Annotated in this window: 14 protein-coding genes and 1 pseudogene; 4 read left to right on the plus strand and 11 right to left on the minus strand. The window is 63.8% G+C overall.

The features are described 5' to 3' along the window. Window positions 1–91 precede the first annotated feature (91 nt). The 3 genes from X735_RS145215 (at window position 92) to X735_RS145205 (ending at window position 3375) form a co-directional block, all read left to right on the plus strand. Window positions 92–1147 (plus strand): sugar phosphate isomerase/epimerase, encoded by a 1056-nt coding sequence (locus X735_RS145215; protein ID WP_023812462.1) that lies wholly within the window; start codon window positions 92–94, stop codon window positions 1145–1147. Between the two features lie 149 nt (window positions 1148–1296). Next, entirely contained in the window at window positions 1297–2484 is a 1188-nt protein-coding gene (locus X735_RS145210; RefSeq protein WP_023812463.1) for a Gfo/Idh/MocA family oxidoreductase, read from the plus strand. A 39-nt stretch (window positions 2485–2523) separates the two neighbouring features. After that, complete coding sequence (locus X735_RS145205; protein WP_023812464.1) at window positions 2524–3375, plus strand: sugar phosphate isomerase/epimerase; 852 nt, start codon at window positions 2524–2526, stop codon at window positions 3373–3375. Window positions 3376–3481: 106 nt separating this feature from the next. Here the strand turns inward: X735_RS145205 and phnE (X735_RS145200) are convergent, their stop codons facing one another. The 8 genes and pseudogenes from phnE (X735_RS145200) to X735_RS145165 form a co-directional block, all read right to left on the minus strand. Then, window positions 3482–4849 carry a phosphonate ABC transporter, permease protein PhnE gene (phnE, locus tag X735_RS145200; RefSeq protein ID WP_023812465.1) on the minus strand — a complete coding sequence of 456 codons (1368 nt, stop codon included), beginning with the start codon at window positions 4847–4849 and terminating at the stop codon, window positions 3482–3484. A 2-nt stretch (window positions 4850–4851) separates the two neighbouring features. Then, on the minus strand, window positions 4852–5808 hold the full coding sequence (gene phnE / locus X735_RS145195; RefSeq protein WP_023812466.1) for a phosphonate ABC transporter, permease protein PhnE: 957 nt from the start codon (window positions 5806–5808) through the stop codon (window positions 4852–4854). Window positions 5809–5865: 57 nt separating this feature from the next. After that, window positions 5866–6774, minus strand: a complete 909-nt coding sequence (gene phnD / locus X735_RS145190; protein WP_023812467.1) for a phosphonate ABC transporter substrate-binding protein — start codon at window positions 6772–6774, stop codon at window positions 5866–5868. A gap of 92 nt (window positions 6775–6866) precedes the next feature. Next, entirely contained in the window at window positions 6867–7724 is an 858-nt protein-coding gene (gene phnC / locus X735_RS145185; protein WP_023812468.1) for a phosphonate ABC transporter ATP-binding protein, read from the minus strand. Window positions 7725–8001: 277 nt separating this feature from the next. Further along, on the minus strand, window positions 8002–8619 hold the full coding sequence (locus tag X735_RS145180) for a DapH/DapD/GlmU-related protein (protein ID WP_023812470.1): 618 nt from the start codon (window positions 8617–8619) through the stop codon (window positions 8002–8004). Continuing rightward, window positions 8616–9323, minus strand: a complete 708-nt coding sequence (phnL, locus tag X735_RS145175) for a phosphonate C-P lyase system protein PhnL (RefSeq protein WP_023812471.1) — start codon at window positions 9321–9323, stop codon at window positions 8616–8618. The genes X735_RS145180 and phnL overlap by 4 nt, the downstream gene beginning before the upstream one ends. A 322-nt stretch (window positions 9324–9645) precedes the next feature. Next, complete coding sequence (phnK, locus tag X735_RS145170; protein ID WP_023760811.1) at window positions 9646–10422, minus strand: phosphonate C-P lyase system protein PhnK; 777 nt, start codon at window positions 10420–10422, stop codon at window positions 9646–9648. A gap of 137 nt (window positions 10423–10559) precedes the next feature. After that, window positions 10560–11387: pseudogene (locus X735_RS145165) on the minus strand (alpha-D-ribose 1-methylphosphonate 5-phosphate C-P-lyase PhnJ); the annotation flags it as partial. Between the two features lie 65 nt (window positions 11388–11452). On the opposite strand from X735_RS145165, the gene X735_RS145160 reads away from it, so the two are divergent. After that, the gene (locus tag X735_RS145160; RefSeq protein WP_023812473.1) at window positions 11453–11656 is read left to right on the plus strand and encodes a hypothetical protein; all 204 of its coding nucleotides are present in this window, start codon (window positions 11453–11455) and stop codon (window positions 11654–11656) included. Window positions 11657–11658: 2 nt separating this feature from the next. On the opposite strand, the gene X735_RS145155 is transcribed toward X735_RS145160, so the two are convergent. From X735_RS145155 to phnG, 3 genes are read right to left on the minus strand one after another with little or no spacing between them, the layout of a single operon-like run. After that, window positions 11659–12771 carry a carbon-phosphorus lyase complex subunit PhnI gene (locus tag X735_RS145155; protein ID WP_023812474.1) on the minus strand — a complete coding sequence of 371 codons (1113 nt, stop codon included), beginning with the start codon at window positions 12769–12771 and terminating at the stop codon, window positions 11659–11661. Window position 12772: 1 nt separating this feature from the next. Further along, complete coding sequence (gene phnH, locus X735_RS145150; protein WP_023812475.1) at window positions 12773–13384, minus strand: phosphonate C-P lyase system protein PhnH; 612 nt, start codon at window positions 13382–13384, stop codon at window positions 12773–12775. Then, complete coding sequence (gene phnG / locus X735_RS145145) at window positions 13384–13845, minus strand: phosphonate C-P lyase system protein PhnG (protein WP_023812476.1); 462 nt, start codon at window positions 13843–13845, stop codon at window positions 13384–13386. Before phnG ends, phnH begins: the two co-directional genes overlap by 1 nt. Window positions 13846–13968: the final 123 nt, after the last annotated feature.

Consider the following 13968-nt stretch of genomic DNA (forward strand, 5'->3'; position numbering starts at 1 on the left):
CGTGCAAGCACCCGTTGAGAAAAGACCAAAGTGGCTGGCCCTGTTTCCAATCGGCGCTATGCTCGGTCGAGAGAAATGAGGGAGGATGCCGATGCCGACGACAATGAAGGGCCCTGGGCTGTTTCTGGCGCAGTTCGCGGGCGACGCCGCGCCGTTCAACTCACTGGCGTCGATCACCAAATGGGCGGCCGGTCTCGGCTACAAGGGCGTGCAGATCCCGACCTGGGACGCGCGGCTGTTCGACCTCAAGAAGGCGGCTTCCTCCAAGGCCTATTGCGATGAGGTGAAGGGCATCTGCGCGGATGCCGGCGTCGAGATCACCGAACTGTCGACGCATCTGCAGGGGCAACTGGTGGCGGTGCATCCTGCCTATGACGCGCAGTTCGACGGCTTTGCGCCGGCTTCAGTGCACAACAATCCCAAGGCGCGGCAAAAATGGGCGGTCGAACAGATGGAGTTCGGGGCCAAGGCCTCGAAGAACCTTGGCCTCAAGGCCTCGGTCAGCTTCTCGGGAGCGCTGGCCTTTCCCTACCTCTACCCCTGGCCGCAGCGGCCGGCCGGGCTGATCGAGGAAGCGTTCGCGGAGCTCGGCAAGCGCTGGAAGCCGATCCTCGATGTCTATGAGGATAATGGCGTCGATATAGGCTACGAGATTCATCCCGGCGAAGACGTGTTCGACGGCGCCACCTTCGAGATGTTCCTCGATGCGGTCGGCGGCCACAAGCGCTGCAACATCAATTACGATCCGTCGCATTTCCTGCTGCAGCAGCTCGACTATCTCGAATTCATCGACATCTATCACGAGCGCATCAAGGCGTTCCACGTCAAGGACGCCGAGTTCAACCCGACCGGCCGGCAAGGCGTCTATTCCGGCTATCAGAGCTGGACCAACCGTGCCGGCCGCTTCCGTTCGCTGGGCGACGGACAGGTGGATTTCGGCGGCATCTTCTCCAAGCTGACCCAGTACAATTATGATTCCTGGGCGGTGCTGGAGTGGGAGTGCTGCCTGAAGCATCCGGAGGACGGCGCGGCCGAGGGCGCGCCTTTCATCGAGCATCACATCATCCGGGTGACGGAAAAGGCATTCGACGACTTCGCCGGCGGCGCTACCGACAAGAAGTTGCTGCGCGCCATGATGGGAATCTAGCTCGACTTTCCCTCCCCCCTCGCGGGGAGGGTGGCCTGAAGGGCCGGGAGGGGTCGGTTCATGCCGAGCTCTACGTCCGGCAACCCCACCCGATCCGCTGCACGGATCGACCTCCCCTCAAGGGAGGTGAGACAACGAGGGAGAAAGACATGGTCGGCGCATCAAAGTCGGAAACGGGAGGCGGCCCGATCCGCTACGGCATGGTCGGCGGCGGGCAAGGTGCCTTCATCGGCGCGGTGCATCGGATCGCGGCGCGGCTGGACAACGACTTCGTGCTGGTTGCCGGCGCTTTGTCAGCCGACCCGGCCCGTGCCAAGGCATCAGCGGCCGAACTGGGGCTTGATCCCGCACGCAGCTATGCATCCTATGCCGAGATGGCCATGGCCGAGGCGAAGCGCCCCGACGGCATCGAGGCGGTGGCCATCGTCACGCCCAACAATGTCCATGTGCCGGCGGCAAAAGCCTTCCTCGAGGCCGGCATCCACGTCATCTGCGACAAGCCGCTGGCGACGACGCTCGCCGAAGCAAAAAAGCTTGCGGCGATAGTCGAGAAGACCGGCAAGGTGTTCGTGCTGACGCACAACTACACCGCCTATCCGATGATCCGCCAGGCGCGCGAGATGGTCGCCAAGGGTGTGCTCGGCGACATACGCATCGTGCAGTCCGAATATCCGCAGGACTGGCTGACTGAGGATTTGGCCGCGACAGGTCAGAAGCAGGCGGCGTGGCGCTCCGACCCCAAGCAGGCAGGCGCCGGCGGTGCGCTGGGCGATATCGGCACGCATGCCTACAACCTCGCCCGCTTCGTCTCGGGGCTGGAACTGGACTCCCTGTCGGCCGATCTCGACGCCTTCGTGCCGGGCCGGCTACTCGACGACAACGTCAACGTCATGCTGCGCTTCAAGCCTATCGGCAAGACGCATCCCGCCAAAGGCATGATCTGGGCAAGCCAGGTGGCGCCCGGCCATGAGAACGGGCTGAAACTGCGCATCTACGGTTCGAAGGGTGGGCTGGAATGGGTGCAGGCCGACCCGAACTATCTCTGGTACACGCCGTTCGGCCAGCCGAAACAACTGATCACCCGCAATGGCGCCGGCGCGCTGCCGGTGGCGGGCCGTGTCAGCCGCGTGCCGTCAGGCCATCCCGAGGGCTATCTCGAAGGTTTCGCCAACATCTACCAGGAGGCCGCGCGCGCCATCCGCGCGGCACGCCGCAAGGGCGGCAAGCCGGCCAAGGACGTCGTCTTCCCGACCATCCAGGACGGCGTCGAGGGCATGGCCTTCATCGAGGCCTGCGTGAAGTCGTCGAAGAAGAATGGGGCGTGGACGAAGCTCTGAAATAGAGGCGGTCCGGGGAGCCAAGGGGAGGGAGTGTCGATGAAAATCGGCATGTGCATGTTCTTGTGGACGACGGCCGTGTCGAAGAAACACGAGCCGCTGCTGCGCGACATCAAGGCGACCGGCTTCGATGGCGTCGAGATACCGATCTTCGCCGGCGCGCCGGACGACTATAAAAAACTCGGCGATCTGCTCGACCGCATCGGGCTGGAGCGGACCGCTGTTTCGGCCATGGGCGATCCGGCGATGAATTTGATCTCGGCCGACGCGGCGACGCGCAAGGCCGGTGTCGACTACATGAAATGGGCGATCGACTGCGCGCAGGCACTTGGCGCCGACACGCTGAGTGGCCCGCTGCATTCGACGCTCGGCGCCTTTTCCGGCTCCGGACCGACCGCTGCCGAGAAAAAGCGCTCCGTCGCCTCGCAGCGGGCGATCGGCGACCATGCCGGCAACAAGGGCGTCACCATCGGGCTCGAGGCGCTGAACCGCTTCGAATGCTATCTCCTCAACACGATGGCGGATCTGTCGGAGCATATCGACGCCATCGACCGGCCGCACATCAAGGCGATGTACGACACCTTCCACGCCAATATCGAGGAGGCCGATCCGATCGGCGCCTACACGAAACACCGCCGGAATGTCGCGCATATCCATATTTCGGAGAATGATCGCGGCGTGCCGGGGCGCGGCAACATTGCGTGGAAGGAAACATTCTCGGCCATCCGCAAGAGCGGCTATAACGACTGGCTGACGATCGAAGCGTTCGGCCGTTCGCTGAAAGATTTGGCGGCGGCGACCAAGGTGTGGCGCGATTTTTCCGAGACACCGGAAGCGGTCTATCGGGAAGGGTATAGGCATATCAAAAATGGGTGGAAGAAGGCGGCGTAGGCGCCTTCCTTATAGTGGGACTGAGCGAAGCCGCCCAACACCTGCCGCCGCGTTCCTTCACACCCCCCTCTGTCCTGCCGGCTTCTCATGAGACGGCAGCCGGCGCCTACCCCTGCTCAGTCTGGATCCTGTTGTAGTCGTGGATGGTCTGGCTCAGCCGGCGGCGCAGGAAGTTGGAGATGTTGTCGAAGATGAAGACAACGGCCAGGATCAGCAGCACCATGTAGAAGACGTTGGCCCAGTTGGAGTTGGTGCGCATCGCTTCCCACAGCTTCAGGCCGATGCCGCCGGCGCCGACAGCGCCAATGATGGTCGCGCCGCGGGTGTTGGATTCCCACTGGTAGAGCGTCTGGCTGATGAACACCGGCACCACTTCCGGCAGCACGCCGTAGCGCTGCACCAGAAGGCCGTTGGCTCCGGTCGAGGTAATACCCTCGCGCGGTTTGTCGTCGATGTTCTCCAGCGCCTCGGAATAGGTTTTGCCGAGCGTGCCGATCTCGGTGAAGAAGATGGCTGCACTGCCCGCCAGCGGTCCCGGCCCGAAGGCACGGGTGAAGAACAGCGCCCAGATCAGCATGTCGATGGAACGCATGAAGTCGAAGAAGCGCTTGAGCACCTGGTTGACCAGCCGGCTGGGCGTGATGTTGCGAGCGGCGAAGAAGGCCAGCGGAAAGGCGACGATGCCGCCCAGCATGGTGCCGAGAAAGGCCATGACGATGGTCTGCAGGAGCTTCGTCCAGACATCGCCATGCTGCCACTGGGCGTTGTTCCAGATGTTGTCGCCGGCCAGTGCCAGGTTGGACGTGCCTGGTTTCAGTTCCGGTCCGGAGACGATCAGCGAGGCGACTTCGCTTGCCGACTTGCCGAAGAACGGCGAGCGGGTGTCGAAGACGAAGTTTGCCCAGCCGAGAAATCGCTTTCGGATCCTGACGCGGTCAACGGCGACACGGGCCTCGCCGGCAAAGCCCATGTCGGCGACGACCTCATCTTCATGCGCGGTGATCCAGCCGGGAACCGGCCCCGAGATCAGCGGCTTGCCGGTGCCAAGCACGACCGCAACGGTCTCACCATTGGCAGTTATCGTCGCTTGCGTCTTGCTGAAGGTGACCGACTTGGCGGCGCCGTCGATAAGGACCGTCACCGAACCATCGGCATTGGTCTTGACCCAGTCCGGATCTGGGTTCGGGCCGAGCACCGAGAAGCGTGGATATTTGGCGGTGATCCGCGTTTCGTCGAGGCGGAAGATCGGCTGCACGTCGTAGCTGATCCATTGGGTTAGAAACAGCGGCAGCCGCTCCCAGTGCGATTCCCGCATGACCTGCGGCAGGTTGAAGAACCACAAGGCATAGAGCAGGTAGAGGAAGATGCCGCCAAGCAGCATCAGCGGCCCGAAGCGCTTGTGGAACGGCCGCTGGAACACCTGCGGGAAGCGCTCTTCGATCGACTGGATTTGATCGGCGGTCAAGGCAGCCATGGTCAAGCCCCCACCACGAAAGCCTGCTCGCCGACCAGCTTGCGGCGCAGCCAGGCGGAGAACTGGTCGACGATGAAGATCGTCGTGAACAGGAGCAGCACGAGGGCTATCGTCTTGGCGCCGAAGCCGCGCGAGATCGACAGCTTCAACTCCTCGCCGATGCCGCCGCCGCCGACCGCGCCCATGATGGTGGAAATGCGGACATTTATCTCAACACGCAGCAGCGTGTAGGACATGAAGTTGGGCAGCACCTGTGGCAGGCTGGCAAAGCGCACCCGCTCGAACCAGTTGGCGCCGACAGCCCTCAGGCCCTCTTCGGCGCGCATGTCGATGTTCTCGTTGATCTCGTAGAACAGCTTGCCCAGCGCGCCGATCGAATGCAGGCCGATGGCGATGATGGCAGCGATCGGGCCGATCGAGACGATGGCGGCGAACAGGCCGGCGATGACGATCTCGGGAAAGGCGCGCAGCAGCTCCATGAGGCGCTTGACGATTTGCCGCAGCACCGGATGCGGCGTCAGATTGCGCGCCGCGATGAAGGAGAACGGCACGGCGAAGACGAAGCCGATGAAGGTCGAGACCAGCGCCACGTTGAGCGTGGTCAGCATCAGCTCGAAATATTCGGGGATGTAGAAGCTGCCCCAGACATAGGAGCGGCCAAGCGGAAAGTTGAATTCCTGGGTGCCGGTGTCATGCGGGGAAGCGATGTCGAACATCGCCCGCCAGACATCGTTCCAGTCCTTGGGGACGAGCCAGCTCAGGAAGTCCAGCAAATGCGGCAACCGGTCGAAGAAATGCCCGGCATTGGCCTCGTCGGCGAACCACATTGTGCTGCCGAGCGCGATGATGAGAAGGCCGACACCGATGGCGGTGTAGAGCCGGCGCAAGGACGTCTTGCGACGCCAGGCGTCGGCCATCTGGTGAGTGGCGCCGGAAGGGGCTGTCACGGAAAGGGTCATGATCGGACATGCAAGAAGGGCGGCGTTTTCTCGACGCCGCCCTTCCTGATTTCGCCGTTAGCCGCCAATGGCTGCCTTACGGGCTTCGACGATGACGTTGTAGAAGTCCGCCTTAACCGGGACGTAGCCGGTAAAGTCGCCGCCTTCGACGCCTTCGAAGCAAGCCTTGTCCTTCTTCGGCAACTGCGTGAAGAAGTCGGCGAGCTTGGCGGTCATCTCGTCGCCGAGCGCGGTGCGCACGACCAGCGGGCCGTTCGGGATCAGGCCCGAGCGCCAGACTTCGACGAAGTCGTTGGGGTCGACGGCGCCCTTGGCGACTTCCTTGTGGAAGGTGCCCGAGGTGTAGCCGTCCTTGAAGTCGCCGATACCGGAGGAATCGTCCACCGCCACATCGACCTTGCCGTCGCGCACGGCCAGAACGTTGTTCTCGTGGCCGCCGTTGAACTGGGTCGAAGCGAAGAAGGTTTCGTTCGAAGCGCCGGTGTCCTTCGGGATCTGGGTCAGCGGGATCAGATAGCCGGAGGTCGAATCCGGATCGGCGTAGCCGAGCTTCTTGCCCTTGGCCGACTTGATATCGGTGATCCCCGAGGATTTCAGCGCCAGACCGATCGAATAGTAGCCGGTGGCGCCGTCGGTCTGCTGGGTGGTGAGGATCGGGGTGACCGCCTTCGGGTCCTTGAGAGCGATGCTGGCGTAGCCGGAAGCGCCGAGTTCGGCGAAGTCGAGCGTGCCGCCAAGCAGGCCCTGGATGACGCCGTCATAGTCGGCGGCGGGGAACAGCGAAACCTTTTCGAAGCCGAATTCGGCCTTCAGATGGTCGGCGAGGCACTGGTAGTTGCGCAGCCGGTCGGTTTCGTTTTCGCCGCCGAGGATGCCGACGCGAAATTCCTTCATGTCGGCGGCCTGGGCCATGCTGGTCGCCATGGCGAGCACCGAAACGGCGCTGAAAACCATCTTCCTGAACATCTGTAATCTCTCCTGTAGGTTCCGGCCCCGCGCCGGCAGCGTTCTCGATTTTGACAGGTGCCCTTGACGCGGGCTGTCGATCCAGGCCGCTCTCAGTATCCCGGGAATGCGGGCTCGAGCGGTCCGGCGGATGCGGCGATCTTTCGGCTGAAGGCAACGCTGGTCGAGGTGATGGCCTCGGAGATTTCCTGGCCATTGCTGTCGGCGCCGTAGACGAGACGCACGGCCTCGCGGTTGAGTTCTTCCGGCGGGCCGTCGAAGACGACCTTGCCGGCGGCCATGCCGATGATGCGGTTGCAGTAGGTGCGGGCGGTGTCCAGCGTGTGAAGATTGGTGACGACGGTGATGCCGTCGCGCAGATTGATGTCCTGCAGCGAATCCATCACCACCTTGGCGTTCAGCGGGTCGAGCGAGGCGATCGGCTCGTCGGCGAGGATCACTTTGGGCTGCTGCATCATGGCGCGGGCAATGGCGACGCGCTGCTGCTGGCCGCCCGACAAGGTGCCGGCCGGTTGCAAAGCGGTGCGGGCGATGTCGAGCCGCTCGAGAGCTGCGACCGCCTCGGCGCATTCGGCGCGGGAGAACATGCCGAACAGGTTTGACATGGTCGAGCGGTGGTTCAGCTTGCCGAGCAGCACATTGGTGAGCACGTCGAGGCGCGGCACCAGGTTGAACTGCTGGAAGATCATGGCGCAGTCACGCTGCCAGCGCCGCAGCGGCGAGCCGCGCAACTGGGAAACCTCGGCGCCGTCAAAAAAGATCGATCCCTGGCTGGGATCGATGAGACGGTTGATCATGCGAAGAAGGGTCGATTTGCCGGCGCCCGAACGGCCGATAATGCCAACCATCTGACCCTGTGGGATGGCGATGTTGATGTCGCTGACGGCGGTGTTCTTACCAAATCGGCGGCTGACACCGCGGATTTCGAGCGTGGCGGAATTTGCTGACATGGGGCAGGTTCCAGTCTGGACCATATTGATCGTCAGGCACTCGCCTAACGCAGCCACATGAACCTGCCGTGTCGCGGTGATGTCAGTTTTGTTACGCTCCACAGGTGTGGAGTTATGGCCGGCCCAGGGCCAGCAGGTCCTCGAAGTGCTCCATGTCCCTGAAGCCGCAGAAGGCGGGAGTTTTGATTTCGATCACGGGAGCCTGCTGCTCGAAAAAGCTTGAGAGAGTCATCGAACAGGTCCTGCCATGTGGCTGCCATGACGATGATGTGAAGAATTATCCTTCGTATTTTTCCAGGAAGGTCTCGGCCGATAGTTCCCGGAAATCGTCGAGCGAAGCGCGCAGCCTGGCATGATCCCAGTCCCACCAGGCAAGCGCCTGATAACGGTCGGCGGTGCGGCGGTCGAAGCGCTCACGGATCGGTTTGGCCGGCACGCCGGCGACGATGGTGTAGGGGGCGACGTCCTTCGAGACGACGGCTCCGGCGCCGATCGCCGCGCCGTCACCGACGGTGACGCCGGGCAGGATGGTCGAGCCGTGGCCGAGCCAGGTGTCGTGGCCGATGGTGACTCGCCTGGCGCGACGCTGGGCGAAGAATTCTGTCTCGTGCTCGGCGTCGTCCCAGTAGTCCGAGGCGCGATAGGTGAAATGGTGCAGCGTTGGCCGCCAGGTCGGGTGGTTGGTGGCGTTGATGCGCACGCTGGCGGCGATGTTGGCGAACTTGCCGATCGTCGCGCACCAGACGGCGCAGTCCTGCATCATGTAGGAATAGTCGCCAAGCTCGCTTTCCGACACCCGGCTGCGGTCGGCGATCTCGGTCCAGCGGCCGAGCGTCGAATTCTGCACATCCGCCGTCGGATGGACCAGCGGCGTCTCGGACAATTTCCTGGTCATGCGGCGATTTTTCCGGGAGCGAAAGCGGTGACGTCGATGATGCGGTCGGCAACCGCCTCGCGTACGTCGTGGTCATGGAAGATGCCGAGCAGCGCGACATCAGCCGCCTTCTTGGCGGCGATGAGTTCAATCACGACATCGCGGTTTTTGGCGTCGAGCGAGGCGGTCGGCTCGTCGAGCAGCAGGATCGGATGCTCGGTGATGAAGCCGCGTGCGATGTTGACGCGCTGCTGCTCGCCACCGGAGAAGGTCGCAGGTGGCAATGCCCAGAGTTTCTCCGGCAGGTTGAGCTGCGCCAGCAAGGCGCGTGCCTTGCCGCGGGCAATCTCGCGATCCTCGCCGCGCTCGACCAGCGGTTCGGCGACGACATCCAGCGCCGAAACGCGCGGCACGGTGCGCAGGAATTGGCTGACATAGCCGATCGTTTGCCGGCGCACGGCAAGCACGGTGCGCGGGCTGGCAGTGGCGAGGTCGATCAGCCCGTCATCGTGGCTGACGATGATCTGGCCTTCGTCGACGGCGTAGTTGCCGTAGAGCATCTTCAGGATCGAGCTCTTGCCGGCACCGGACGGGCCGCCGAGCACGGTGCATTCGCCGGCCCTGATCGAGAACGAGACACCGGCGATAACAGGCAATTTGATGCCGTCGCGCAGATGCATGGTGAAGCTCTTGGCGACGTCTGAGACAACGAGGGGCGTCGGCATCAGAAGGTCCTCCAATCGCTGTTGGTTTGCGGGCCAGCACCCCCCTCTGGCCAATGCAATTGCATGTGCGGAATAACGGTGAAATCTCGAAGCGGGTGTTTGCGAGGTGTCGGCGCGAGGCACCCCCCTCTGTCCTGCCGGACATCTCCCCCGCAAGGGTGGAGATTGGCAGCTTCACCCGCAGCGCTTTTCTTGCAGCCTTGGTAATTGGTGAACGCAGCAGGGACAGCCGATCTCCCTCCTTGCGGGGGAGATGGCCGGCAGGCCAGAGGGGGGTGCCTCGCGCCAAGGTTTCGCGAACACGCGCTTTGAGACTTCATCGTCAAACCTGCAGAATCGAGGAAACGAGCAACTGCGTGTAAGGCGCGCGCGGGTCGTCGAGCACGCGGTCGGTGAGACCGCTTTCGACGACGCGGCCGTCCTTCATCACCATCATGCGCTGCGACAGAAGCCGCGCCACGGCAAGGTCGTGGGTGACTACGATGGCCGCGAGACCAAGGTCGGTGACCAGCCCGCGCAGCAGGTCGAGCAGGCGCGCCTGGACCGAGACGTCGAGGCCGCCCGTCGGTTCGTCCATGAACACCAGGCGCGGGCCGGTGACGAGGTTGCGGGCGATCTGCAGGCGCTGGCGCATGCCGCCGGAAAAGGCGCGCGGCTCGTCGTCGATGCGGTCCTCGTCGATCTCGACGCGCGACAGCCAGTCGACCGCGGTGGCGCGGATCTTGCCGTAATGACGGTCGCCGACCGCCATCAGCCGCTCGCCGACATTGGCGCCGGCCGATACCGTCATGCGCAGGCCGTCGGCGGGGTTCTGATGGACAAAACCCCAGTCGGTGCGCATCAGGAAGCGGCGCTCGGCCTCGCTCATGCGGTAGAGTTCGCGGAACTGGCCGTCACGCATGCGGTAGCTGGCGGTGCCGGAGCTGGGCAGCAGCCGGGTCGACAGGCAGTTGAGCAGTGTCGTCTTGCCGGAGCCGGACTCGCCGACGACAGCCAGGACTTCACCCGGCCACAGGTCGAAGGAGACGTTGTCGCAGCCGACGCGCGAGCCGTAGAATTTGGAGAGCGCCGAGACGCGCAGCAGCGGTTCGTCGGTCATTGTATCTCCTTACCCTCCCCCTTGCGGGGAGGGTCGGCGCGCAGCGCCGGGGTGGGGGTTGAGTGGGGCGTGGATTGGTCAAGACCCCCACCCGCGCCTTCGGCGCGACCTCCCCACAAGGGGGAGGTAGGGGCGTTGCGCCGCTTCTCGCAGTGGTCGGTGTCGGAGCAGACGAACATGTGGCCGCCATGGTCGTCGAGGATGACCTCGTCGAGATAGACATTCTCTGCCGCGCACAGCGCGCAGGGCTGGTCGAAGGTCTGCACCTCGAACGGATGGTCCTCGAAGTCGAGGCTGACCACGTCGGTGAAGGGCGGCACCGCGTAGATGCGCTTTTCGCGCCCGGCGCCAAACAGCTGCAAAGCCGGTGAGCGGTGCATCTTGGGATTGTCGAATTTCGGCGTCGGCGACGGGTCCATCACATAGCGGCCCTCGACCTTGACCGGATAGGCATAGGTGGTGGCGATGCGGCCGTGTTTGGCGATGTCCTCGTAAAGTTTCACATGCATGAGGCCGTATTCCTCCAGCGCATGCATTTTCCGCGTTTCAGTCTCGCGTGGCTCGAGGAAGCGCAAGGGTTCCGGGATCGGCACCTGGTAGACAAGCACCTGGCCCGCCGTCAGCGGATGTTCGGGGATACGATGGCGGGTCTGGATGATGGTGGCGCTGGCGGTATCAGTGGTCACCGCGATGTTGGCGACCTTCTTGAAGAAGGCGCGGATCGAGACCGCGTTGGTGGTGTCGTCGGCGCCCTGGTCGATGACCTTCAGCACATCGTCCGGGCCGATGATCGAAGCCGTGACCTGGACGCCGCCAGTGCCCCAGCCATAGGGCATCGGCATTTCGCGCGAGGCAAACGGCACCTGGTAGCCGGGAATGGCGATGCCCTTGAGGATCGCCCGGCGGATCATCCTTTTGGTCTGCTCGTCGAGATAGGCGAAGTTGTAGGTGGCGATGTCGGTCATGGCGATCACATCCACATTGTGCTATTGAATTGGCGTCCAGGACGCGGAAACAGGGGCGAAATCGGATGACCCAGACCGCTTGGCTGCATATCGGAATTCTGCTGCTGGCGTTCGTCGGCGTGGTCGCGTTTATCCTCCGAAGAATGGTTTTTCCCGCAGCCAGGGAAGGCGCGCATGGCGAGAGCGTTGGCATCGGCGGCGGCTACAGTGGCGGGCATGGCGACCATTCGCACGACAGCGGTGGCGGTGATGGCGGGTCGGGCGACTAGGCTCATTCCGCCGCCTCCTTCTTGTCTTCCAGCATGTCGGCATTTCCGCGGGCGTCGTATTCGGCGCGCATACGGCGCACGAGGTCGAGTTCGGCCTGGAAGTCGACATAGTGCGGCAGCTTCAGATGTTCGACGAAGCCGGTCGCCTGGACGTTGTCGGAATGCGAAATGACGAACTCCTCGTCCTGGGCCGCGGCGACGACATCCTCGCCGAGCTCCTTCGCGCGCAGCGCCCGGTCGCACAGCGCCATCGCCATCGCCTTGCGCTCGCTCTGGCCGAAGACCAGGCCGTAGCCGCGGGTGAATTGCGGCGGCGCCTTGGCCGAGCCTTTGAACTGGTTGACCATCTGGCATTCGGTGACGCGGACAGTGCCGAGCGGCACCGCGAAGGGCAGCTCGGGCACGTCGAGCTCGAGCTCGACCTCGCCCATGCGGATCTCGCCGACGAAGGGATGGTTGCGGGCATAGCCGCGCTGGGTGGAATAGCCGAGCGCCAGCAGAAACCCTTCATCGCCGCGTGACAGCGCCTGCAGGCGGATGTCGCGCGCCATCGGGAATTCGAGCGGCTCGCGGGTGATGTCGCCGGGGACGTGATCCTGCGGCATGTCGCCGTCGGGTTCGATCAGGCCTTCGCGGTCGAGGATCGCCGATACGCGCGGCATGGCTTGCGCTTCCGTCTCGCGCAGCAAGGGCTGGGCGACGTCAGCGCCGGCGGCAAGCTCGGGATCGAGCAGCCGGTGGGTGTAGTCGAAAGTGGGCCCGAGCAACTGGCCGCCGGGCAGATCCTTGTAGGTCGCCGACACACGTCGCTCGACCAGCATCCCGGCGGTGTCGATGGGCCTGGAGTAGCCGAAGCGTGGCAGCGTGGTGCGATAGGCGCGCACCAGGAAGATCGCCTCGATCATGTCGCCGCGCGCCTGGACGATGGCGAGTGCGGCCAGTTCACGATCATAGAGCGAGCCTTCGCTCATCACCCGATCGACGCCGAGCGCCAGCTGCTCGACGATCTGGTCGAGACGTAGTGCCGGCAGCGAACGGTCGCCGCGGCGGCGGTCGGCAAGCAGGCTGTGGGCGTTGGCGATTGCGGCTTCGCCACCTTTCACCGCGACATACATCTTACGCCTCCATCGTCTTGATGCGCGTCGTGCGCGGCAGGCAGGCAATGCCATCAGCGGTGGCGAGTATGATGTCGACGCCTCTGGGAAAGCGCTTGATGTTCTGTTTCCACTGCTCGACGAAATGGCGCGGCATCTGTGCCGGCGCGATCGTGGCGCTGGTTTCGATGCCGGGACCTTCAAGCAACAGCGGCGTGCCGGAGACGAGATCGCCGACTTGCAGGATCAGCGTGGTCGAACGGTCGGGATAATCCTGCGTGCCCTGCGAAAAACCATCGAGCGACATCATCTCGGCCGGGGCCGCGATGAAGGCGAAATGCGCATCGGCCGGTGTGTTGGCCACGGGCGCGCCGGTGTGGAACCCAAGCCAGGATCTGATCGCGGTGGAAGCTTGCAGGGCCGGGTCGAGCCAGAGCGGGGTGTCGTTATCGCACAGCGCCAGTGCGATGGCGCCGGCGGCCGCCGAGAGCGGCGCCGGCGGGCGGGCGAAGGCCGGCAGCGGCTGCACGCTGCCTGGCCGCGCCATTGCGTCCATGACGGCGCGGAACACCGTCTGGGCATTGAAGACCGGATCGGCGAAACCGCCCTCTATCGATTGCGCTGCAATGTCCATCAGTCTTCTCCGCGAACCATGGTGAAGAAATCCACCTTCGTTGCCGCCGTCTCGGCGCGGCGTTTTTCATGCGCTGCGGTCAGAGCCGACCGCAGGGGCGCTATCAGTCCGGTCTCGACTTCATTGCGGCGGGCAGGGTCCTGCCACAGCGCGTCGGCGATGGCCGCCAGCTTCGCCTTCTGCTTGTCGCGGCCAAGCGCATAGCAATGTCCGACCTGCCCGGAGGGCAGCCGGACGGTGGCGCGGGTGACGGTCGCCTCGCCGACGTTGAAGGGCGCGCCGCCGCCGCCGATGCGGCCGCGCACGGTGACCAGCCCGGTCTCGGGGCCGCGCAGCAGTTCTGCTTCCGAAGGCAATCCGGCTTCATTCCAGAGCCGGACGATGTCATCGCCGCTGGATTGCGCCAGTGTCGCCATGGCGGCCTTGCGCTCGGCCTGGTCGCGGGCTTCCTGTCCTCGCATCAGCAGCATTCCTCTTTGTCAATTTGTCTATTGATATAGACAACTATACAAATTATACCTATTATCTAATGCGTGTCCATGACGGGTGGATGACAGCGATATAAGACTGGGCGCTGGAAGGTT

Source organism: Mesorhizobium sp. L2C084A000 (assembly GCF_000502875.1).
Classification (GTDB): domain Bacteria; phylum Pseudomonadota; class Alphaproteobacteria; order Rhizobiales; family Rhizobiaceae; genus Mesorhizobium.